This is a genomic window from Thermoanaerobacterium sp. CMT5567-10 (assembly GCF_030534315.2).
In the GTDB taxonomy this organism is placed as follows: domain Bacteria; phylum Bacillota; class Thermoanaerobacteria; order Thermoanaerobacterales; family Thermoanaerobacteraceae; genus Thermoanaerobacterium.
The window spans coordinates 2,132,370-2,155,433 of sequence record NZ_CP130558.2 but is presented as its reverse complement, the minus strand read 5'-3'; the positions used below and the strand labels follow the sequence as shown (position 1 = coordinate 2,155,433).

Sequence of the window (23,064 nt, the reverse complement as noted above, 5' to 3'; positions counted from 1 at the left end):
TATCGCTTGTAACCGTAATCAATACACATATGTGTATTAAAGTGAAAAAACTATCATCATTATGCTGACGTATTCGTCATCTGATAAAGTCACGTTAAATGCTTCGTTTACAGGTTTTATGGAGTTTTTTATCATTTCGTATTTTGATGCGTTGTTTTCTATGATTGATTTGCAATTTTTTATCCGTATTAATTCTCCACCTTTTAATACACGTTCTATTGCACAAGCCAGATGCAGTATTAACCCGATTATTTTGTCGTTGTCGAGGCTTACTTTGTTTCCCGCGATGTTTAGGTAAAATTCTTTAAAAGCTTTGATGTATTTATCAGCATCAATATCTACGTTTTCTGCGATTATCTCTTTCATGTTGTTTATGGTGTCCAGTGCGTCTCTTGAATCAATCATAGCCTTTAAAGAGCTTAATTTCCGATTGTCAAACACATCAGTAGTTGAAATGTATTTAAGTGTATCATCGCCTGGATCAAATGCGCTTACTACAGCTAATACGTTTTTCTCTGTTTTTATATTTTGCAGCTTTCGTTTAAACTCTCTTTTATCCTCTATATTTAAAGGTATGATATCAATTCCTGCTGATTTTAAATCAAGTTTTTTTTCTAAGATGGATTTTAATTTTAATGCAGTACCTTCACCTGTAATGCAGGCAGTTATTATGACGTCATTTTTAAAATCATTTTGTATCTCAAAATTGTCCTTATATATTCTTCCAATATAAGGACTTAAATTTAAAGCAGAATCATAAACTTCATCAAGTGATGCATTTAATAAGGCTTTTCTTCCAGCCTCTAATACCATAGGAGTAGATGCCATTTCAACTGTCTTAACTGGAATACCTGTTTTTTCGTATACCATATCACCAAAGAATACTAATGAGCCCATGTCTACTAACAACAGCACGCCTTTCCCTTTATTTGTCTTCTTAATTAAATCACATAGGTTATTAAGTGCAATTTCAGGTTTCTGGTCAAGTGGCATATTGTACCCTACGACAAAATTTTCTCCCAGCAATCTATTTGAAACATCTGCAATAGACGTAGCTGTTGATTCACCGTGCATAGCAACTATAACGCTAACTTTTTCTTCGTCTTTTTCTTGTTTAATATCAAGACACAAGAACATGGTTATGAAGCCTACTTCATCTTCTGGAACCTCTATATCAAATTCTCTCTCTATCAATTTTTTAAGCTCTTTAGAAACTTCAAACTCATCTTTGTATATCCTTTTTATATCATCTAATTGATGATTTTCTATTTTCTTTCCACTTAATATCCTCTCAATAGAGCTTGCAACATGCATAGAAAGTCCGTACAGTGTCTTTTCACTAAACTCCCTCTTTAATATTTTTCTTGCATGATTCAGAAAATTATCCACAATATCGACAATTCTCTTGTCGACAACTTTATAAAGCTCTTCCAAATTATATCTTTTTGCTTCGTTAATATATCTTTTTAAATATGTTTCAATATCGAGACTCATAATAAGCTTTATATCCTTTTCACTTATGCCCTTTTCTTCTAAAGACCTTCTTTTCTCTTCCAACGCCTCATAAAAATTAAACGCTTTGCTGCCCTCTGATGAAATGATGTCGTTTTTATCTGTCGAAAATCTTATCTTATCATCTTTAATGAATTTATCAATTTTATCTTTTTCTTCTTTATACTTAAAAAGTCCCCTCTTTATATACTGTGGAAGATCCTCTGTGTGTATTACAACTTCTTTATCCCTATTCATCATGAATCCTAGGTATGCCTTTGCTGCACAAAGCTTTATATCACTTTTTAGCTGACCGATGTTATTAGGGCAATCATAAAGAAGAAATGCCTTCATTGCATTTGATGTGATAAATATGTCATTTTTGATAACGGATGCCTCATCTATCATAAAATTTTTTATTATTTCGAATCTTTCTTCGTAACTTCTTTCTTTTAAAGATGGTAAATTTATCACCATTGGAATGCGTCGAGTAAAAGTTTTAAGGAGAATTGATTCTACATTCTCTGTTGTGGCACATATTATAAGCACATCCACCTTATGCTGTGCATCTGTTTCACCCAAGTGTCTAAACATTCCTTTGTCCATCAGGTAAAAAAGCATTTCTTGACCTTCTGGTGGCAGCCTATGGACTTCATCAAGAAATAATATCCCTTTATCCGCTTTTTCTACTATTCCAACTTTGTCTCTATCTGCACCAGTGTACGCCCCTTTTTTCACTCCAAAAAGCTGTGCCATAAGAAGCTGTGGGTTATTTGCATAATCTGCGCAATTAAACGTTATAAACGGTGCATTTGTCTTAAGCCTTCCTATCTCTTTAGCGTATTCATACATTGTCTCTGCAAGCATTGATTTGCCTGTACCTGTTTCTCCCAATAAAAGAGTATGAAGGCCATGTGGTGGATACATAATTGCTGCTTTTGCCTGCTGTACTGCATTTTTTAAGCTTAAATTTGAGCCTATGACTCTACTAAAAGCATCTGTCTCAATTGGATTAATATTTTTATTTAACTCATCTGATTTTATGCAGTATAAGACAGGTTTCCCTTCAATTTTACTGACTTTCCCGTCTTTAAATAATTTGTTTAAATCGCTGGAAGCATTTGACCTGTGAATGCTGAGTTCTTTTGCTAAATCTATTGCCGAGCATCCTGATATCTTACCGTCATTCTTTAACTGTTTCAAGCAGATATCCCTGAGTTTCTCGTAAACTTTATCAATCCTTTTCATAAAAAATACCTCCTACGAGGTTATTATATCATATTATAATACACATCAAAACACTTTAATTTTTATATTCTTCAAATAATGCATTTTGTACGCCACTTATATCCCTCCAGTTTAAAGTATGGATTCATTCAGATTGAATATTTCATATTGCTTTGGATATCATTGTATTTCTAATCTAAACATTACCTCAACTGAAGTACAAATTAAAATTTTAAATATGTTGATTTTATAAAATTCTTTTTTATGCAAAACATATACATAGATGCTTTACTATCATTCTTTCAATCATACCACCTGCAGGGATGGAATTAGGAAATCTCTTGTGGTACGAAGTTAAATTAGTTGGCGGAACGCTTTTGTTTTTGATAATAGGCTATCTAATATATAGAAATTATGAAAAAAGAAACGTACAGCATTAAAGGCATTCCATAATATGGAATGCCTTTAATGCTTTAATGATTTTCTATATAGGTCCACTTCCAATCGCTGTCAACACCGACAGAATGCCTTACCCATCCTTTTACATAGTCTCTCTGAACATAAGCTGTTGCAGAATAGAATAAAGGTCCAACAGGCATATCATCCATCAAAATTTTCTCAGCTTCTTTCATTTTCTCCATGCGGACCGCATTATCATTTGTAGATTTTGCCTCTTTTATCAGCTCATCGTATTTCGGATTTGAGTACTTTACGTTGTTATTGCCTGCATTTGTAGTCCATAAATCTAAAAATGTCATAGGATCGTTGTAGTCAGCGCCCCATCTTGTCAAGCAGACATCATACTGCTGTTTAGAAAACATCTGAAGCCTTATCTTGTATGACACATTCTGGATAGTTACATCTACCCCAAGATTATTTTTCCAAAATTGCTGAATTGCCTGGGCTTCCTTCTTTGCAACATCTGTGTCATCTGCCAGTAAAGTTATCTTAGGAAGTTTTGTTATGTTGAGCTCTTCCATTCCCTTTTTAAGAAGGCTTTTCGCCTCATTTACATCTTCTTTAAATAAAGCTTCACCGGCTTCCTTCCTAAAGTCTCCATTCAATCCTGTGATGCCATTAGGCACAAAAGCATATGCAGGGATAGAGCCATCCTTCAAAACATTCTCCGTAAAAGACTTCCTATCTATAGCAAGTGTAAATGCCTTCCTGATATTTGCATTTTTAAATATTGGATTTAAATTGTTAAAACCTAAGAAATATGTGAATCCATTTGGATGGACTTTAACCTGATCCTTGTATTTAGGAACATAATCACCACTTATATTGATTTCATCATATTGACCCGAATCATAACCCTGTGCTACTGTATTCAAATCTTTTACCATGTCAAAATCGATCTCACTTAATTTCACATTATTTTTATCCCAGTAGTTGTCATTTTTGACAAGAACTATATTTTGCTGATGATTCCATGTTTTAAGAACAAACGGACCACTGTACACTAAATCAGAAGGGCTTGATGCTAATTTATCTCCTTCCTTTTCTACAAATGATTTTTCAAGCGGTAAATAGGTAATAAACGCAGTCAAACTCAAAAAATACGGCGTCGGCTCCTGAAGCTCAACCTTAAGAGTCTTATCATCCAATGCCTTTACACCAACTGAGTCGGCACTTGCCTGACCTGAATTATACGCTTCCGCATTCTTTATAGGATACATTATGTATGCATACTCAGATGCTGTCTTAGGATCCAATGCCCTCTTCCATGAATATTCAAAATCATATGCTGTTATAGGATTTCCATCGCTCCATTTTATATTGTCCTTCAAATGAAAAATATAAGTCAATCCATCATTAGATACTTCCCAGCTTTTAGCAAGACCTGAACCCTCCTTAGGCTTTTCATCAGCTCCAAGCCTCACCAGACCTTCTAACACTGAATTTAGTATCTGAAAAGAGACGCCATCAGTTGATTTTGCAGGATCAAGCATCGGTGGCTCATCACCAAGATTTAGATGCAAAACCTGCTTAGTTGAATTTGACTTGCTCTGGGCAGTTGATGAATTGCTTCCATTGTTGCCGCAGCCAGTCAAAATGCTTGCCGCTAAAAAAGTAAGCACAAAAAAATAAATCAAAAATTTCCTCACTTGTATTCCCCCCATATACAATTTATTAAAATTATACCATCATATGAATAATAATTCAAAATAAATTATTAATATTATTAATTTATTTTAATAATTAAACATTTATTGGAATACTCGCTGCCTTATCTATCGCCACTACGAATAATTATGTAAAAAAATAAGGCATACAATAAGCATGCCAGACTGTATAAAAGTCAAATCTCCTTGACGAGGATATGTCCCAGTATATCTCCTGCTAAATCCATCTTGTCAGCACAGTTGCTTAAATGCCTGTAAATCTCTCTCATCTTTAAAATATATTTTATATCATCACTTTTTATAAGCTCAGCCAAATATCTCCTATAGTAAAATTCCATTTCATTCTCCAGTTTTTTCGCTTTCAGCGCATAATCCATCGCTGTTTTTTTATCTTTATCCAGATTATAGACACTTTTATCTATAAGCTGTGTTCCTCTTAATATGACATCTACCATCTCTTTTAATTCACTTGTCGGACTAAGTTCATATATTTCCATTTCTTTAACAGTTGTCTCGCAATAATCAAGTATATTATCTATAGCACTTGACAGTTCATATATGTCTTCTCTTTCAATAGGAGTTATAAATGTGTTGTCCAGTTCGTCTATAAGTTCTTTCCGCTTGTTATCGGCTTCTTTTTCTATTTTAATGACTCTATTGCCGTCATCTTCTGCACCAGTATCCATGTACAGTGCAAGTGCCTGTACACCTTTTAGTGCTAAATCAGAATGCTCTTGCAGTAGTTTATAAAAATCGACACCTTTTGAAAAAAGCCAGCTTAAAATACCCATTCACATCCCTCCTTTAGATGGATTTTACAATTATAAATATTAATGAAGATAAGGCAAAAGACGCTGGAATAGTAATAATCCAAGCAGTAAACATTCCCTTTGCAAACTGCCATCTCACTGCAGTTGGCCTCTCTTTAGCTCCAACGCCCAGTACAGATGAGTTTATTATCTGCGTTCCGCTGGTTGGCAAGCCAAAAACCGCTGCAGTTATAACTATAAATAGCGACGATATCTGCGCATTAAATGAATGAAATGGCTTAACCCTGTATATCCTCGTTCCAACGCTTTTAATCATTCTAAGTCCTCCAAAAAACAATCCAGAAGATATCATAACTGCTGATAAAATTTTGACCCAGTGAGGCAGCATAAAGCTTTGTGAAATCCCGCCTCCCATTAAAGCAATTGATATAAGTCCCATGCCTTTTTGCGCATCATTAGCACCTTGACCTGCATTTAAAACAAGCAGCGTTATATATTGAAGTTTTTTTAACACAGTATTAACTCTTGGTCCCGCAGCTCTTAGAAAATTACTTGTAACATGCATCACTAAATATCCTATAAAAAATCCCAGAATTGGTGATAAAAAAAGAGGTATTATCACCTTAAGCAATATTCCAAAAACATTTACTGATTTAAGCCCATATTGGGCTATAAATGGTCCTATCATACCACCCACTAATGCATGGGATGAACTGGACGGCATGCCAAAATACCACGTTATCAGATTCCAAATTACTGCACCAAGTAAGCCTGTAAATATCATTATATATAAATTATCTCTATTTATATTCAGATAATTTAGACGCAACACGTCTCTGCTAATTGTAGAAGCCACAGTTGTACTTAAAGTGGCTGTACCGATGAATTGAGCTAAAGACGCCGTTATAAATGCACTTCTTATGCTCATAGATCTAGAAGATATGATGGTAGCTATGAGATTTCCTTCATCATGAAAGCCTGTAATAAAGATATATATAAATATAAATGCAATAAGAATCAAGTATAAGTTCATTTTGACACCTCATAACAATATGGTACATTATATTATGCTTAAATGAAGCATAATGTTAATGTACCATTGATTAACTACATATATTTTTTTAAACGCCATAAATATTATTCCATAGACGCACTTATGCTAAATAAAGTTTTTAGATCCTCACCTGGCTTTAAAATTTTAATATCTTCTTTTGTGTTCATGGAGTCGGGCTTAGCCATCCAAGGCTCAATACATATAAACTCTTTATCATGTAATGACCATACAACTACGTATTTAAACACTTCATCGTATTTAAGAGTAATCTTCATATTCCTTTTCTTATCTACTGCATGACACTCATTTGATTTCGGCTCAAAAATAAGATTTACTTCAGGCTTTTTAGAGTCAATCTTTCCATCGAAAATAAGCTGTTTTTTATCTATTGCATCGTAGCATACATCTGAATCAACAGATATTAAAGCATCGTCCTTATTCTCAATGTAAAAATACGGGTGAAATCCAGAGTAAAATATCATATTTTTCTCTGACATATTTATATATTGTTGTTCTATTGTCAGCGTTCCGTTTTTGAGAATGTATGTAAAAATAAGTTCGAAATCGAAAGGGTATATTTTCCTTGTCTCGCTACTGCTTGTAAACTTTAATGTTATTGACGCAGAATCATCAACACTTGTCTTAGCTACATCCCACTTATAAAGCCTTGCAATACCATGCTGTTTCATATTGTACTCTCTGCCATCTATTGTATATTTCTCATCTTTTAGGTACCCACAAATAGGAAAAAGGATTGGTATGCCTCCTCTTAAATTCTTTGTCGTATCATACAGTGTTTCTTTGTCAAGGTATAAAATCTCATTTCCACTATATACAAATCTCGTTATAACTCCTCCACGCTCTGGCACGACTTCAAAAAACGAATTGTTTTTTAAATCGTAAAGCCTATATGTTTCAAATTTATCCATATATTTCTCCACTCTATACATTTTCAGCACCTCTTTTATTATTTTGTCTATAACTTATTATACTATAATCGCCATCATCTTTTCTAATTATTTCAATACATATAATCAACATAAAAGTTAAAAATAATTTTGAAAAATACTTTTTAGGAGTGTGATAGAGATGGCAGATGAAAAAGATCGTTCCAAAAATCCTCCAAAGCCGGACGATCGTTCTGATAATGTCGGCAAATTGCAGGATATGATTCATGATACAATAGAAAATTATAGAGAAGCAGAAGACTACTTAAAACTGCATGCTGAAGAGCTTTCATCGGAAGAAGTAGCAAGAATCAAAGAAAAAAATCGCCACAGGCTTGAAAGCATCCACGGCATGAGAGATGAAATCGTAGATGAAGTTGACGCTGGAAACGGTGTGGACAAAAAAGACTAATTAAAATCGGAGGCTATAATTTTTAACGCCTCCCGATTTTATTTTATTATATTTAATTTATTACAAGTGAAGTCAATATATAACTTATAATCCCGACTATTACAGGAGAAAAAAGTTTCCTCGATTTATAAGCTACCAGTACAGTTGGTATTGAGGCCATTAGAAATATATTTTTATAACTTATAAATAGATGATTGCCTTTCATAAAAATTGTCGGAAAAAGCAATGCAGATAAAACAGCTACAGGTATATATTCTAAAAAGGATTTAATAAAATTAGGCATTTCAACTCTTGACAGCCCAAATACCGGAAGAAAGCGCGGAACATATGTTACTAAAAACATGCCTAAAACAGAAATTACGAATTTTTTGTCCATATATCAATTAACCCTCCAATTCCAGCACCAATTACAGCAGACACAATAACATTTATATTTCCCGGAAGAATATACATGAGTGATATAGATAGTAACCCTGAAAAGATACTAATAAATACCTTTCTATATCCTGATATTTGCATTAACAAAAGTGCAATGTACATTGCAGGCAGTGCAAAATCGAGCCCTATATTAACTGATCCATTTAAAAAAGAGCCAAACATAGCACCAATAAATGAAGAAATTACCCACGTAGTATATGACACAAAAAAAAGCTGATAAAAATATTTCTCGTTATACTCGTTATTTCCCTTTAAATCTGTAATTGAAACTGCATACGTCTCATCAGTTATAAAAAATGATAATATAGGAATATGCTTCCTATTGATTCTTTTCATGTACTGTGAGAGCGACGTACTGTATAAAAAATGCCTTAAATTTACTATGAATATTGTCATAATCAGTGTTATAATATCAGTACCGCTGCTTAAAAGACTTATAGCTATAAACTGAGCAGATCCAGCGTAAACAAAAAGTGACAATGCCACAACTTGTAAAATAGAAAAACCACTTTTTGTTCCTAATATGCCATAAGCAAAACCTATGGGAAGATATCCTAAAACTATTGGAAAAGAGCTCTTTATGCCATTTATACTGTTTTTAGTCTCATTTACTATCATTCACATCACCATCACATTGTAATAAAATGATATTTATCAAAGTTAAATTGTATCTGTGTATATCTATAAAACCTTTTGAATATTATATCATAATTATTTTCATATAAACAATATCTGTAAAAAATAGGCAGCTTATACTCTGCCTATTTTACAACTATATTCACAAGCCTGTTTTTTACAACTACCACCTTTTTAATCTCTTTACCTTCTATAAATTGCTTAATGCTTTCAACCGCTAGAGCTTTATCTTGAATTTCTTTTTCAGTTGCACCTGACGGAATTTCAAGGCGCCCTCTTACTTTGCCGTTAACCTGAATTGCAATCTCAACAGTATCCTTTACTAAGGCCTTCTCGTCATACTCTGGCCACTTTTGATTGAACACTGAGTAGCTGTATCCCATTCTCTCCCACATTTCTTCTGAGAAATGAGGAGCAAATGGTGCTAAAACCCTTATAAGATCTGCAATGGTTTCTTCATATAGTTTCATATTCTTATTCTCAACTTCTCCATCGTATTTATAAAGGGCATTTACAAGTTCCATTATCCTTGCTATAGCAGTATTAAACTGGAACTTCTCAGCATCGTCTGTCACGCTTTTTATCGTATAATTTCTTATATAATTAAGTTCTTTTTCATCTTTAGAAATTTCATTCTTACCTGATTTACCTTTGTCTTCTGTGAATTTATCTATAAGCCTTTCAATTCTCTGTATGAAGCGGGACATCGCTTTTATACCGTCATCATTCCATGGGCCACCTTCCGTAAATGCAAATCCAAACATCAAGTACATTCTAAATACATCTGAGCCGTATTCATTGATGTATTCATCAGGGGATATTGTATTGCCTCTTGATTTGCTCATTTTATTTCCATCAGGCCCTAAAATTATTCCCTGATGTATCAGCGATTTAAAAGGCTCATCAAAATCAAGATACCCTAAGTCTCTCAATGCTTTTGTAACAAATCTGGCGTATAAAAGATGCATGCATGCGTGCTCGGCACCGCCGATGTACTTATCTACAGGCAACATTTTGTCTATTAATTCTTTATTGAAAGGCTCTTTGTCATTTTTGTTGTCAGGATACCTTAGGAAATACCACGATGAATCAACAAATGTGTCAAGTGTATCAGGATCTCTCAATGCTTTGCCGCCGCATTTAGGGCATGTGGTATTCATAAATTCCTCAGATTTTTTAAGCGGCGACTCACCGTCTGGAGAAAATTCAACATTATACGGCAAAAGAACCGGAAGGTCTTCTTCAGGCACAGGTACCAAACCGCATTTCTCGCAATGAATTATTGGAATTGGAGCACCCCAATACCTTTGTCTTGATACAAGCCAGTCCCTAAGCCTGTAATTTACTTTAAGGCTTCCCTTGCCTTCCTTCTCAAGCATCTTCACTATTTCTATCCTTGCATCTTCAGATTTGCTTCCTGTAAAATCTCCGCTATCTACGAGAATGCCGTATTCAACAAATGGCAAAGAATCGTCTACTCCATCTCTTCCCTTTATAACCCTCTTCATCGGTAAATCGTACTTTTTTGCAAACATGTAGTCCCTCTCGTCATGGGCTGGAACCGCCATAACACAGCCTGTCCCGTATGTAGCAAGTACGTAATCAGATATCCATATAGGGAGTTTTTCTCCAGTTATAGGGTGTATAGCATACGCTCCCGTAAATACGCCTGTCTTTTCTTTTTCCGTCGAAAGCCTCTCTATCTCGCTTTGCTTTCTTGCATACTCCTTATATTCCTCTACATTTCTTCTATATTTATCAGTTGTGATTTTATCTACTATCTCATTTTCCGGCGCCAATACCACGTATGTGACACCGTAAAGGGTATCTGCCCTTGTTGTAAAAACTTTAAACGATATGTCTTTGCCGTCAACTTTAAACTCTATTTCGGCGCCGTCTGATTTTCCTATCCAATTTCTCTGCATCATCTTCGTCTTTTCAGGCCAGTCAAGCTCGTCAAGCTTCTCTAAAAGCTCCTCTGCATAATCGGTTATCTTTAAAAACCACTGCGTCAAGTCTTTCTTGGTCACTTCAGTCCCGCATCTTTCACAAGTTCCTTCCACAACCTGTTCATTTGCAAGGACTGTCTTGCAACTGGGGCACCAATTTACGGGCGCTTTCTTTCTATATGCAAGTCCTTTTTTGTACAGTTGGAGAAATACCCACTGTGTCCACTTGTAGTAGTCTGGTAAACAAGTTATAACCTCATAATCCCAGTCAAATGTGGCACCCATCTCTTTAAGCTGTCTTTCCATCGTTTTTATGTTTTGAAGCGTCGAATCTTGAGGATGTATGCCTGTCTTTATGGCATAGTTTTCTGCAGGCAGTCCAAACGCATCAAATCCCATTGGGTGAAAAACTTCATAGCCCTGCATCCTTTTCATCCTAGCCCATGAATCAGCAGGGCCGTAGTTATACCAATGCCCTGCATGAAGCTTTGCACCAGATGGATACGAAAACATCTCAAGACAGTAAAGTTTTTTGTCAATGTTCTCTGGGTTAAACTTGTATAGTTTTGTATCTTCCCACTTTTTTTGCCACTTTCTATCAATATCCCTTGAATAAGCCATCTTCTCACTCCTATTAATATTTTTGCATAAAAAAGGCTTCACATCATAAAGAGACGAAAGCCAAGCTTCCGTGGTACCACTCTTTTTGACGCAAGCCCACTTGTTTCATATAACGGTTTAACCGTGCATACTTTTAATATGCATGCTCAATGGCGAGTTCAGCTAACACAATGCCTTTTTCCACCATAATAAGGCTCTCTGAAAAAGTCTTAGCCTACTACTCCACATCATTGCAATAGCTATATATACTTATACATTATTTTATTACAAACGCTTTTAAAATGCAATAAGATAAATTACCACTGGCGTCCAGGATCATCTGCCATAGAATTTAATGTGGCTCTTGGATACAACACATTTACATGATCTACAAGATTTGTGGCGTTGGATATGACAAATTCCAATTAATATTTGCTTAACAATATTCATCTGGAGTGTTAAAATATAGTTAAATATATTGATGTTGGAGGTGATAATATGCCGAATAACTCATCAACTAAAAAATTTGATACCAGATTTATAACTAGGACCGCTATCTTGCTGGCAATTACAATCATAGTGCAGTTTATAAAAATGCCACAGCTTGTAACAGGCTCAATCGTAAATGCAATGCTTATAATCTCTGCATACTTTGTTGGAATCTGGTCAGGTGTGTCAATAGGCCTTTTGACACCAATCATCGCTTTTTTAGTAGGACTCATGAGCTTTCCTATACTTATACCTTTTATAATGATAGGTAATACACTGTACGTAATGCTATTTAAAACTGTAAAAAACAACATAATAGGCATGATTGCAGGTGCAGTTGTAAAATTTTTGTGGCTGGCAGCTTCAGTAAAATATATTCTGACTTGGTTTAATGTCAACGTACCGCAAAAGATCGTTGCAGCGTTTACACTTCCGCAGCTTGCAACAGCCATCATTGGTGGCATACTATCTATATTCTTAATATTTATACTTACAGGTTATTTTAATAAATCAAAGAAGTAGGTATCCCTACTCCTATTTTACTGCTTCAACACTTTTTGCACTGCTTATCCTCTTTGAAACTCTCAATATATATTCTATCAAAAAGCTTTCTTCATATCTCAATAACTTAGAATCGACATTGTCTATAGTATCTGTAAACCAATGATAGTTCTTTATCTTTCCATTTTCATCCATAGATATAAACGTTATGCCGCAAAAGCCATTTGCCAGCACAGGCAGTGCATCTGTCGGCAAAAGTAGATTTTTCATTTTCTGCACTACTCCATTAGGATATTCTTTCCTCATCTCGTCAGCAACATTTAATAGCATTTCACCTGCTTTTTTATAGAATATCATTCCTTCTCCCTCAAGGTATGTCAATTTTCCAGCACCGAGATTATCCAATACTACAAATTGAGTATCTTTGTTTAATAATCTCCTATATCTTCTCAAGAAATATTTCATTCCTCTTTCGCCTGTCTCTTCGCTTCCTGTAAAGAGGAAAATCACTTCAACATCATCTGGAAAATTTTCTTTATTGTTAATGTAATAATCTGCTATTGCCAAAGCCAACGATGCCCCTGAACCATTATCATTGGCACCATTTGTATATTTCCCACCCAACTCACATGTCAGCAAAAATACAATCATAGCAAAAGTTATTAAAAGGCCAATTCCAAGCACGATATATGAAATTAGATAAAGATGAAACAGTCCAAAGACTATGCCGACAGGTATCAGTGCAAATCCCAAATAGCCGATATTATATATCATTTTCAGTTTGTCAACGATTTTAGGGCTAAACATCAAACTTCCTTTTTGAGTATCAATGTGTGCAGATACAATTATCTTCTTTTTATCGTTTTTCTCAAATTTTGTAAAGACATTTTTTGAACGATGTTTTGGCATTATGCTTGTCTCAAAAGATTTCCCACTTAGTTCTAAAATCAACAATCCTATTGAAATTAATGAAATAATCAATTCTAATGCATTTAGAAATTTATCGTAGAAAAATGACGCAGCACCCATTATAAATAAAAAGATACCAAACTGAAGAGGCAAAATGTACAGGTTGTCACGAGTTGTTTTAAATTCCTGCTTAACTGCTTCATATCCCATATCCTCAAGCTTATTAGCAATGTAGTCAGCAGCCTTTCTCTCATTTTTTGTTGCCGAGCCACGATGCTCAAATTTTGAAAGCTTTTTTAGATAATCAATACTTTTCATTATAAACGCCCCCTGCTTATTTATTTCTACAAGAATGCCAATATTCCTTCAATAATTTTTTCCTCATTTCATATCTATATGCATGTCTGGATGAATTTAAACATATACACAAGATAAAATCAAAAAAAAGACGGCTACATCTTAGTTATAGCCATCTTTTTTAATCCTAGTTGCCAATTATTGAGTTTATTATATTTCCTATTCCCTTTTGGCTAGGGGTGGAATTGGTTTGCCCACTAATGCTCTTTTGATTTCCATTCATTCCGCTGTTTGTACTTTGTCCATCGGTGCTGCTAGAACCGTTGCTTTGCCCTCCATTATCAGTTGTCGTTCCGGGCTCTGTACCATTTACTGGAGCAGTATTACTGCCGTCACTATTTGTTGTACCGCCGTTTTGATCAGTATTTCCACCCTGATTATCCCCTGGCTGAATTTGATTTTCTGTATCTACTTCTGTCGGCACAACGTATTTTCCGTCAGCAGCGTACGCATTTTGCTTTGCTGTTCTTCCTGGTGGATTTATAAACACTTTTTCTTTTACAAGGAATGGCAGTGTCCATTCAGATGCCAATTTGCCAGTCAGAGTATTTATCTTTGCAGATACATGAACTGTGCAATATTCTGTCGGCTGTGTACCTACAGCAAACATTTCAGTATATGTCCTGTCTCCTCTTGGATCTTGTCTACATAAATCAGTAGGCAGTTTTCCCGAATCTTTACAGACTGTTTCATACACTATTCCAGATGGTTTATCAGTAAAGCGCTTAGCTGGAAGATTCTGATGTATCTCAGACATTACTGTCTTCCACATCTTTGCCGGAAATGTTCCGCCAACCTGTGGTACACCATAATTTTTAACAGCATTATTTGATGATGGATACCCCATCCACACTGTTCCAACATAATATGGTGTGAAGCCTGAGAACCATATATTACCTGAATTTTCAGATGTGCCAGTCTTTCCGGCCACGTCCATGTTTGACAGCTTTGCTGCTGTACCTGTACCGTGATTTACTACATCCATCATCATGCTTCTCAATATATATGCATTCTGCTCACTCAGCACCACATGTTCCTCAGGTTTATTGTCAACCAATACTTTTCCAGTTGAATCTTCAATCTTTGTAAATGTAATAGGGCTTATATACATGCCTTTGTTAGCAATAGCACCATAAGCAGCAGCTTCCTGAATAGGTGTTATCCCATGACTTAAACCACCCAACGCTAATGCTGGCAAATACATATCATCTTTAGTTATATCAAGCCCAAATTTCTTTCCATAGGTTGCCGATACATTGATGCCTATTTTATTTACGACCTGCACAGCAGGCACATTCAAAGAATCTGTTATAGCTTCCCTCAGAGTCACCAATCCATGGTAATAATTACTTTCATAGTTGTGAGGTGTATATGGCTTTGCACCAGGAAGTGTAAATGTCGTAGGAACATCATCCACAACTGTCGCAGCAGTAAGGCCGCTTTGTAAAGCAGGCCCATAAACCGTCAAAGGCTTTATAGATGAGCCAGGCTGCCTTTTTGAATCAGCGAAACTTATACCTCTTGTAACATATTTGAAATCATTTGTATTTCTGCCACCTACAATGCCTTTTATCTCGCCAGTCTTCCAATCTATTACAACCATTGCACCCTGCACAGACTCTTTTGTAGTTGGATCAACAGGGAACAACTTAGGATTTTTAAATGCATTTTCCATTATTGTCTGAATGTTTGGATCCATTGTAGAATATATCCTAAGCCCACCATTGTATATTTTATTCAAGGCTTCAGACTTAGTTATGCCAAGCTTCTTGACAAGAGCGTCAGTAGCATCATTTATGACCTGATCTATAAAGTAGCCATGGCTATACGTCGACAAATTGAGGTTTTTGAAAACGAAATTAAGCTTTTCATTGATGGCACTATTATATTGCTCTTGTGTGATAAATCCCTGTTTTAGCATCTCACTTAAGACAAGATGCTGCCTCTCTGTAGCTTTTTCCACATTTGAATCAGGTGAATACATGGATGGATTATTAGTAATGCCGGCAATCATAGCCGATTCAGCAAGGTCCAGTTGGCTTACATCTTTGCCAAAATACTGTAGTGCTGCCGCTTGAACACCATATGCATTTATATGCGGTCCACCTAAATATATTGTATTAAGGTATGCTTCAAGTATCTGTTTTTTAGTATACTTCTGTTCAAGTTGCCAAGCCAGTACGGCTTCTTGTATTTTTCTTGTCAATGTCTTCTCATCTGTCAGCATCGTATTTTTTACAAGCTGCTGTGTTATAGTACTTGCACCTTCTATTGGCTTGCCTCCTGCTTTTAAGTCAACCAAAAGTGCACCTATTATCCTCTTAGGATCGATACCTAAATTATTTTTGTAGAATCTCTGATCTTCTATTGCAACAACAGCATTTTGCAAATTCTCTGGTATTTTATCTATGGATACCCAAAGTCTATTGTCAGAGCCATGTAAAATAGCTGCTTGGCTCCAACTTCCATCACTGTTTTTCACGTATACTATTGATGACTGTTTTATCTTTGTCAATGCATCTTGCGATAATGGCGGCGTATTTTTAATTATTGCTAAAACCTTGCCACCTGCAGCGCCAATGCCTGCCAGAATTAATATCAATACACCCCACAACACAACATTGAGAGTCTTCCTTAAAGCGCTCTTATTTTTTTTCTTTTTATTTCTATCACTTCGCCTAAGTTGTGTATTATTCTCCATAACATATCCCCTCAAAAAATAGTTATATTAATATTATACCACATCATATTATATCATAAATGAAATGCAGGCAAGTGACGAAATTATTAAAAAATAATTAAAATATATTAAAAAAAACATGGAACTTTTATTTACTGTTCCATGGGTTACTCCTATTTAAAATTTCGCATAAATTTTTCTATCCTTTTTACCGACTCCTTCAGATTGTCCAATGATGTGGCATATGCCATCCTTACATGACCTTCTCCATGCTCTCCAAATGCGCTGCCAGGAACAACTGCAACTTTTGCATCGTATAAGAGCCGCTTCGCAAACTCAGTCGACGTAAGGCCTGTCTTCTTGATTGATGGAAATATGTAAAATGCACCTTTAGGTTCAAAGCATTTAAAGCCCATATCAATTAAGCTGCCGTATAAAAACTTCCTTCTCTCATCATATTTTTCCCTCATAAATTTGATGTCATTCTCACCATTTTTCATGGCTTCTAATCCTGCATACTGGGACTGTGTCGATGCCGATGTCACATCGTACTGATGTATCTTCGTCATGTGCTTTACAAAATACTCTGGTGCCGCGATATAACCAAGCCTCCAGCCTGTCATAGCATATGATTTAGAAAAGCCGTTTATTAAAACAGTTCTCTCCCACATATTTGGCAACGATGCGAAGCTGACATGCCTAAATCCTTCATATACAAGTTCAGAATATATCTCATCTGTTACAACAAGTAAATCATATTTTTTCACTATATCTGCTAATTTAACCATTTCTTCATATGGCAACACCGCTCCTGTTGGATTGTTTGGATACGGCAATACCAAGACCTTTGACTTATCAGTAATATATTTTTCCAGTGTCTCAGCTTTTAAGACAAAATTATCTTCTTCATACGTAGGCACAAAAACTGACTTGCCGCCTGCCAGTTTTGTACACGGATCATATGCTACAAATGAAGGCTCCGGTATCAATACTTCGTCGCCATCTTCTACAAGCGTGTTTAATGCAATGTAAATAGCTTCTGTTGCACCGATTGTTACAAGTATCTCTCCATCAGGCCTATACTCTACACTGTAATTTCTTTTGAGATATTTTGATATCTCTTGCCTTAACTCTATAAGCCCAGCATTTACAGTATATCCAGTTTTGCCTTCTAATAATGATTCATACGCTGCATCAATTATGTGCCTTGGTGTGACGAAATCCGGTTCTCCAATCGTCAGCGATATGGCACCAGGCACATCTTTTACCATATTAAAAAAATACCTTATTGTAGATATCTCTATAGATTTTGCACGTTTCGAAACTCTGTCTTCGAAATCCACCATGCTCCCCCACTTTCAATAAAAACTCTTGATTCAATTATAATACACAATTTCATCAATTTAAAGCATCATAATTTTTCCGTAAAACAAAAAAGCGGGAATAACCCGCCATTTCGTTTAAAATTTTATCCTCTTTTCTTTGTAGATATATCAACCCATACAGCAACCACAAGAACTAATCCTTTTACTATCGTAAGTATTGAATAGTCTATATTCATAAGGCTCATACCATTGTCAATGCTAGCCATGATGAGAGCACCAAGTATTGCTCCTGGTACTGTGCCTTCTCCACCTAAAGTGCTGGCACCACCGATAATAGCAGATGCTATTGCATCAAGTTCAAACAAATTGCCGGCACTAGTTGTTGCTGCATTCAATCTCGACGTTAAGACAATACCGGCAATAGCTGACAAAATGCCCATTATCAAGAATATGGTCATATTTGTCTTCACAACATTTATTCCTGAATATATTGCTGCTTCTTTATTGCCACCAATTGCGTATACATACCTTCCAAAAGTGGTGTTGTTTGCCACAAAAGTCAAAACTAATACCAGCACAAGGACAATAAGGACTGGAACAGGTATACCTTCGTATGAAATCATAACACCAGTAAATAGAGCAATCAATGCAATCACGCCAATAATTTTAGAAATCTCTATGCTTAAACTTGGGACGCTTAGCCCGTATTTTATGCACGATTTGCGATTATTTATGTCTATTATTATATACACTACAGAAGCAATTACTCCTAAAGCTATGCTTAGGGATGGCGGAATATATCCCTGTCCAATAATACCAAAATCTTGATGTAGCGGAGAAATAGTCACACCTTTTGTGATAAGCAGTATGCCTCCTCTAAAGACCAACATAGAACTCAGTGTCACAATAAAAGCCGGTACTTTCCTATATGCTATCCAGAAGCCTTGCCATGTTCCAATGATAAATCCTACCAAAAGTGTAATTATGATGGTTGGCACCGTATTCCAATGGTATATTACCTGCAGTATTGCAGCCACAGCACCTGTAAATCCCGCAACAGAACCGACTGAAAGGTCGATATGCCCTGCTACTATTACCAGAACCATACCTGTCGCAAGTATTGCTGTTATTGACATTTGCCTTGCCAGCATGGATAAATTCCTAGATGACAAAAAATCACCATGTGTAAGTACTGTAAATATGACCCATATACCAAGAAGAGCCAATATCATCGTATACGCTCTTATATCAATATTTAGACTTCTTTTTTCAATTGTTTCACTTTTTGCTTTGCTTTGTATCATAATTTAATTACCTCCAGTTGCACAGTGCATAATTTTTTCTTGGTCAGCTTCTTCAATCAAAAATTCGCCGTTTATCTTGCCTTCATGTATGACAAGTATCCTGTCGCACATACCAAGTATTTCCGGAAGCTCTGATGAAATAAATACTACACAGACACCCATATCTACAAGTTCATTCATTATATTGTATATCTCAAACTTCGCTCCAACATCAATGCCTCGCGTTGGCTCATCAAGAAATAAAACTTTAGGATCTGACATGAGCCACTTGCCCAAAACGACTTTCTGCTGGTTTCCACCGCTTAAATTTCCAACTCTTTGTGCGAGAGATGGCGTTTTTATCTTAAGTTCATTTACATACTTTTCTGCATACTTTACTTTTGCATTGTTGTTTATAACGCTAAACTTGGAAATACGGTCGTAGTTGGATAATGCGATATTTTCCTGCACATCCATAAGTGTAACAAGTCCGAATCTTTTCCTGTCTTCAGAAAGATATGCTATGCCATTTTTTATGGCTTCATTAGGATTATTTATCGCTAACTCCTTGCCCTCTAAGAAAACTTTCCCTTCTTTCCTACCTTTGTAAGCTCCAAAAATGCTTGAGAAAAGCTCAGTCCTGCCTGCTCCCATAAGACCCGCTATGCCTAAAATTTCTCCTCTTTTAACATAAAAGCTTACATTGTCAATTATCTTTTTGTTAGGAATTTCAGGATCATAGACTGTATAATCTTTGACTTCAAGGACTACTTCACCTGCATTATGCTGTACTTTAGGAAAGCGCTGTGTAAGTTCACGGCCTACCATTAACGATATAACCTTATTCATTGTAAAATTCTCTTTTTTATCAGATGTGATGGTTTTGCCATCTCTTAAGACTGTTATGGTATCTGCTATATCAAAAACTTCTTCCAATTTATGTGATATATATATGCATGTGACACCTTTTGATTTTAAGTCTCTTAATATATTCAACAAATGCTCTGCTTCACTTTCTGTAAGAGCTGATGTCGGTTCATCAAGAATCAATATTTTAGCTTTTTTTGAAATAGCCTTAGCTATCTCAACCATCTGCTGATGTCCTATACCTAAATTCATTACCTTAGTATATGGATTTATATCTATCCTCAATTCTTTCAAAATCTTGCTTGACTCAGAATAAACCTCCAACCAGTCGATAACTCCATTTTTTACTGGTTCTTCACCAAGGAAAATATTCTGCCCTACTGTCATATATTTTACAAGTGTTAGCTCCTGATAAATAATAGCTATTCCATTTTTCTCACTATCTTTAATATTGCTGAAATGTTTTTCTTCACCATCAATAATAATCTTTCCAGAATACGTCCCATATGGATAAACACCACTTAATATTTTCATTAATGTCGACTTTCCAGCACCGTTTTCACCACACAATGCATGAATCTCGCCCTTTTTAACCTTTAAATTGACATTATTAAGAGCGATAACACCTGGAAACTCTTTTGTTATATTTTGCATTTCCAATATATATTCACTCATAATATACCTCCAAGGCACTATGTCGTAAAGGGGAAGGCCCGAAGCCTACCCCGATAGTGATTTTTAATTACCATACAAGTCTGATTTTTTGAACCATCCACTGTCAACAAGCTCTTTATCAATGTTATCTTTTGTAATTACAACAGGAGTTAAGAGAAGTGACGGAACATCAATTTTCTTGTTATTCACTGTCTTATCAACCTGCGCTAAATCTTTTACTTCTTTCCCCTGTGCTAATTGAACTGCGATGTCAGCTGCATTTTTAGCTAAAACGCGCACGTCTTTAAATATTGTCATTGACTGTGTTCCTGCGATTATTCTCTTTGCTGCTGCTAATTCAGCATCCTGCCCTGTAACTGGAACTTTTCCATCTAGTTTTTGTTCCGCTAATGCTTGAATTATGCCACCTGCTGTACCGTCATTTGGAGCAAGTATAGCATCTACTTTGTTTTTATTAGCTGTTAATGCATTTTCGGCTAATTTAAGCGCTTCATTTGGATCCCAGTCTTTTATAGCTTGGTCAAATACTATCTTTATGTCGCCTTTATCTGCTAATGGTTGAATATACTTCATGGCACCTTGCTTAAACAGTGTTGCATTGTTGTCTGTTGGAGCTCCTGCAAATACAAAATAGTTGCCTTTTGGAACTAATTTCGTTAAATACTCTCCTTGAAGCTCTCCCACTTTTTCATTATCAAAAGAAATGTAAACATCTGGATCAGAATTTAAAATAAGTCTGTCGTAAGATATAACTTTTATTCCTGCTTGATGTGCTTTATCAACCAATGTTGCCGCAGATTCCGCATTTTGTGGGTCTAATACAAGGACATCTATGCCTTGCGTGATAAGGTTTTCTACTTGGCTGTTTTGAAGATTCTCGTCGTTATTTGCGCCCTGTGTCAAAACTTCTGCACCTAATTTCTTAGCTTCTTCTTCAAAAGCAGCCTTATCTTTTTGATATCTTTCTTCCCTCATAGTTGGTAGAGAAAAGCCTATCTTGATTTTTTTCGAAGTATCTGTTGATTTGTTTGAATTAGAAGAATTTGAAGAAGTCGTCGTACTGCCGTTATCTTTTGTGCTTTGGCATCCAGCAAATATCACTGACGCCGCCAATACAAAGACCAGCAAAAATGCTAATAGCTTCTTTGATTTAAACATTATACATCCTCCTCGTATTTATTTTCGCTATATATATTCTACAAACATTTTCATTTCGCCTCTAAACCATTTTTCCTTCTTATGTATTTTTTGGCTTTAAATTAGTTTATTCAAAATTTTATCTGGATTATTTTGAAGCAAAAAATTAAAGGCCTGAGGCCTTAAGAAGTTCAAATCATAGTTTTTAATTTACTTTACATATCTATATACATCATCACGGCTGTGAAAGCCATCTTTTATGACTGTGTCATCAATATTGCTTTTATCAACAGCAATTGGCTCCAGCTTATAATATGGGACATTGTACTTCCCATCGTAAATTGTATTGTTGACGTTTAACTTTTCTCCTTTTGCCAATTTTACTGCCAATTTAGCTGCATCACCTGCCAGCTTGTCAAGAGGCTTGTATACAGTCATAAGCTGAGTGCCTTCTATAATCCTCTGGCAAGCAGCAAGATCTGCATCTTGAGCTACAACAGCAACTTCTCCTGCTAATCTGTGCTCAGACAGTGATTCGATTATGCCATTAGCAAGTCCATCATCTCCAGCAATGATTGCATCTATTTTATAATTCTTTTGTATATATTTTTCAGTAGATTGAAATGCGTACTCTGACATCCAGTTTGGCGACCATTCTTCTCCTATTATATTTATATCACCGCTTTTAACCTTGGGAAGCAATACGCTGTCATACCCTTCTTTAATCATCTTTGTGTTATTGTCATTTGTTGCACCGTTTATTATGAGGTAGTTGCCTTTTGGATACCTTTCTACCAGATATTCTGCCATTAACTTTCCGACCTTTACATTGTCAAATGAAATGTATAAATCCACGTTTGAATTCAAAACAAGCCTGTCGTAAGATATAACCTTAACACCTGCTTTTTTAGCCATCTCTACCGCTGCAGAAGCTTTTTTAAGATCGTTTGGAACAATGACAAGAATATCGATTTTCTTGTCCAGCAAATATTTCACTTGCTTTAACTGATCTTCATCGTCATTATTGGCATTTTGAACAAACACTTCTGCCCCAAGCTCTTTCGCTTTTGCCATGAATATGTCTCGATCTTTTACCCATCTTTCTTCTTTTAAAGTACCTAGAGAAAATCCTATTTTTATTACATCACTATCATTTGAAACTTCCCGATCCAACTTACTTGCAACATAAAA

Annotated in this window: 17 protein-coding genes and 1 other annotated feature; of the genes, 2 read left to right on the top strand and 15 right to left on the bottom strand. The window is 35.6% G+C overall.

Annotated elements, in window-relative coordinates; genetic code table 11:
- Positions 1 to 36: 36 nt before the first annotated feature.
- The 5 genes from Q2T46_RS10865 to Q2T46_RS10845 form a co-directional block, all read right to left on the bottom strand.
- Positions 37 to 2,739, bottom strand: coding sequence for a sigma 54-interacting transcriptional regulator (locus Q2T46_RS10865; RefSeq protein ID WP_303265460.1), 2,703 nt, complete (start codon positions 2,737 to 2,739; stop codon positions 37 to 39).
- A gap of 452 nt (positions 2,740 to 3,191) precedes the next feature.
- Positions 3,192 to 4,826 (bottom strand): peptide ABC transporter substrate-binding protein, encoded by a 1,635-nt coding sequence (locus Q2T46_RS10860; protein ID WP_303265461.1) that lies wholly within the window; start codon positions 4,824 to 4,826, stop codon positions 3,192 to 3,194.
- Positions 4,827 to 5,020: 194 nt separating this feature from the next.
- A complete protein-coding gene (locus Q2T46_RS10855) occupies positions 5,021 to 5,635 on the bottom strand; it encodes a DUF47 domain-containing protein (RefSeq protein ID WP_094045858.1) in 615 nt (204 codons plus the stop codon).
- Positions 5,636 to 5,648: 13 nt separating this feature from the next.
- Positions 5,649 to 6,647, bottom strand: a complete 999-nt coding sequence (locus tag Q2T46_RS10850; RefSeq protein ID WP_303265462.1) for an inorganic phosphate transporter — start codon at positions 6,645 to 6,647, stop codon at positions 5,649 to 5,651.
- Between the two features lie 104 nt (positions 6,648 to 6,751).
- On the bottom strand, positions 6,752 to 7,618 hold the full coding sequence (locus Q2T46_RS10845) for an aldose epimerase (RefSeq protein WP_303265463.1): 867 nt from the start codon (positions 7,616 to 7,618) through the stop codon (positions 6,752 to 6,754).
- 139 nt (positions 7,619 to 7,757) lie between these two features.
- Between Q2T46_RS10845 and tlp the strand changes: the two genes are divergently transcribed.
- A complete protein-coding gene (gene tlp, locus Q2T46_RS10840; RefSeq protein ID WP_303265464.1) occupies positions 7,758 to 8,027 on the top strand; it encodes a small acid-soluble spore protein Tlp in 270 nt (89 codons plus the stop codon).
- A 52-nt stretch (positions 8,028 to 8,079) separates the two neighbouring features.
- Here the strand turns inward: tlp and Q2T46_RS10835 are convergent, their stop codons facing one another.
- The 3 genes from Q2T46_RS10835 to leuS all read right to left on the bottom strand — a co-directional run bounded on the left by Q2T46_RS10835 (position 8,080) and on the right by leuS (position 11,671).
- Complete coding sequence (locus tag Q2T46_RS10835) at positions 8,080 to 8,403, bottom strand: AzlD domain-containing protein (protein WP_303265465.1); 324 nt, start codon at positions 8,401 to 8,403, stop codon at positions 8,080 to 8,082.
- Positions 8,385 to 9,083: an AzlC family ABC transporter permease gene (locus tag Q2T46_RS10830; protein ID WP_303265466.1), complete on the bottom strand. Its 699-nt coding sequence runs from the start codon at positions 9,081 to 9,083 to the stop codon at positions 8,385 to 8,387. The genes Q2T46_RS10835 and Q2T46_RS10830 overlap by 19 nt, the downstream gene beginning before the upstream one ends.
- 143 nt (positions 9,084 to 9,226) lie before the next feature.
- The gene (leuS, locus tag Q2T46_RS10825) at positions 9,227 to 11,671 is read right to left on the bottom strand and encodes a leucine--tRNA ligase (RefSeq protein ID WP_303265467.1); all 2,445 of its coding nucleotides are present in this window, start codon (positions 11,669 to 11,671) and stop codon (positions 9,227 to 9,229) included.
- 46 nt (positions 11,672 to 11,717) lie between these two features.
- Positions 11,718 to 11,911, bottom strand: a binding site (T-box leader).
- A 237-nt stretch (positions 11,912 to 12,148) separates the two neighbouring features.
- Between leuS and Q2T46_RS10820 the strand changes: the two genes are divergently transcribed.
- Positions 12,149 to 12,661: an ECF transporter S component gene (locus Q2T46_RS10820; protein WP_303265468.1), complete on the top strand. Its 513-nt coding sequence runs from the start codon at positions 12,149 to 12,151 to the stop codon at positions 12,659 to 12,661.
- A 12-nt stretch (positions 12,662 to 12,673) separates the two neighbouring features.
- Here Q2T46_RS10820 and Q2T46_RS10815 read toward each other — a convergent pair whose 3' ends face one another.
- The 7 genes from Q2T46_RS10815 to Q2T46_RS10785 form a co-directional block, all read right to left on the bottom strand.
- Entirely contained in the window at positions 12,674 to 13,867 is a 1,194-nt protein-coding gene (locus Q2T46_RS10815; RefSeq protein WP_303265469.1) for a M28 family peptidase, read from the bottom strand.
- A gap of 166 nt (positions 13,868 to 14,033) precedes the next feature.
- The gene (locus Q2T46_RS10810; RefSeq protein WP_303265470.1) at positions 14,034 to 16,607 is read right to left on the bottom strand and encodes a transglycosylase domain-containing protein; all 2,574 of its coding nucleotides are present in this window, start codon (positions 16,605 to 16,607) and stop codon (positions 14,034 to 14,036) included.
- A 152-nt stretch (positions 16,608 to 16,759) separates the two neighbouring features.
- Positions 16,760 to 17,929, bottom strand: a complete 1,170-nt coding sequence (locus Q2T46_RS10805; protein WP_303265771.1) for a pyridoxal phosphate-dependent aminotransferase — start codon at positions 17,927 to 17,929, stop codon at positions 16,760 to 16,762.
- 125 nt (positions 17,930 to 18,054) lie between these two features.
- A complete protein-coding gene (locus Q2T46_RS10800; protein ID WP_303265471.1) occupies positions 18,055 to 19,215 on the bottom strand; it encodes a sugar ABC transporter permease in 1,161 nt (386 codons plus the stop codon).
- Between the two features lie 3 nt (positions 19,216 to 19,218).
- A complete protein-coding gene (locus Q2T46_RS10795; protein ID WP_303265472.1) occupies positions 19,219 to 20,736 on the bottom strand; it encodes a xylose ABC transporter ATP-binding protein in 1,518 nt (505 codons plus the stop codon).
- Positions 20,737 to 20,799: 63 nt separating this feature from the next.
- Positions 20,800 to 21,894, bottom strand: a complete 1,095-nt coding sequence (locus Q2T46_RS10790; RefSeq protein WP_303265473.1) for a sugar ABC transporter substrate-binding protein — start codon at positions 21,892 to 21,894, stop codon at positions 20,800 to 20,802.
- A gap of 189 nt (positions 21,895 to 22,083) precedes the next feature.
- On the bottom strand, positions 22,084 to 23,046 hold the full coding sequence (locus Q2T46_RS10785) for a sugar ABC transporter substrate-binding protein (protein ID WP_399388614.1): 963 nt from the start codon (positions 23,044 to 23,046) through the stop codon (positions 22,084 to 22,086).
- Positions 23,047 to 23,064 lie beyond the last annotated feature (18 nt).

Excerpts from the sequence above, each read along its gene's own strand:
- Q2T46_RS10865 (WP_303265460.1), bottom strand. The coding sequence starts at position 2,739 with ATGAAAAGGATTGATAAAGTTTACGAGAAACTCAGGGATATCTGCTTG.
- Q2T46_RS10855 (WP_094045858.1), bottom strand. The coding sequence starts at position 5,635 with ATGGGTATTTTAAGCTGGCTTTTTTCAAAAGGTGTCGATTTTTATAAA.
- Q2T46_RS10850 (WP_303265462.1), bottom strand. The coding sequence starts at position 6,647 with ATGAACTTATACTTGATTCTTATTGCATTTATATTTATATATATCTTT.
- Q2T46_RS10845 (WP_303265463.1), bottom strand. The coding sequence starts at position 7,618 with ATGTATAGAGTGGAGAAATATATGGATAAATTTGAAACATATAGGCTT.
- tlp (WP_303265464.1), top strand. The coding sequence starts at position 7,758 with ATGGCAGATGAAAAAGATCGTTCCAAAAATCCTCCAAAGCCGGACGAT.
- Q2T46_RS10835 (WP_303265465.1), bottom strand. The coding sequence starts at position 8,403 with ATGGACAAAAAATTCGTAATTTCTGTTTTAGGCATGTTTTTAGTAACA.
- Q2T46_RS10830 (WP_303265466.1), bottom strand. The coding sequence starts at position 9,083 with ATGATAGTAAATGAGACTAAAAACAGTATAAATGGCATAAAGAGCTCT.
- leuS (WP_303265467.1), bottom strand. The coding sequence starts at position 11,671 with ATGGCTTATTCAAGGGATATTGATAGAAAGTGGCAAAAAAAGTGGGAA.
- Q2T46_RS10820 (WP_303265468.1), top strand. The coding sequence starts at position 12,149 with ATGCCGAATAACTCATCAACTAAAAAATTTGATACCAGATTTATAACT.
- Q2T46_RS10815 (WP_303265469.1), bottom strand. The coding sequence starts at position 13,867 with ATGAAAAGTATTGATTATCTAAAAAAGCTTTCAAAATTTGAGCATCGT.
- Q2T46_RS10810 (WP_303265470.1), bottom strand. The coding sequence starts at position 16,607 with ATGGAGAATAATACACAACTTAGGCGAAGTGATAGAAATAAAAAGAAA.
- Q2T46_RS10800 (WP_303265471.1), bottom strand. The coding sequence starts at position 19,215 with ATGATACAAAGCAAAGCAAAAAGTGAAACAATTGAAAAAAGAAGTCTA.
- Q2T46_RS10795 (WP_303265472.1), bottom strand. The coding sequence starts at position 20,736 with ATGAGTGAATATATATTGGAAATGCAAAATATAACAAAAGAGTTTCCA.
- Q2T46_RS10790 (WP_303265473.1), bottom strand. The coding sequence starts at position 21,894 with ATGTTTAAATCAAAGAAGCTATTAGCATTTTTGCTGGTCTTTGTATTG.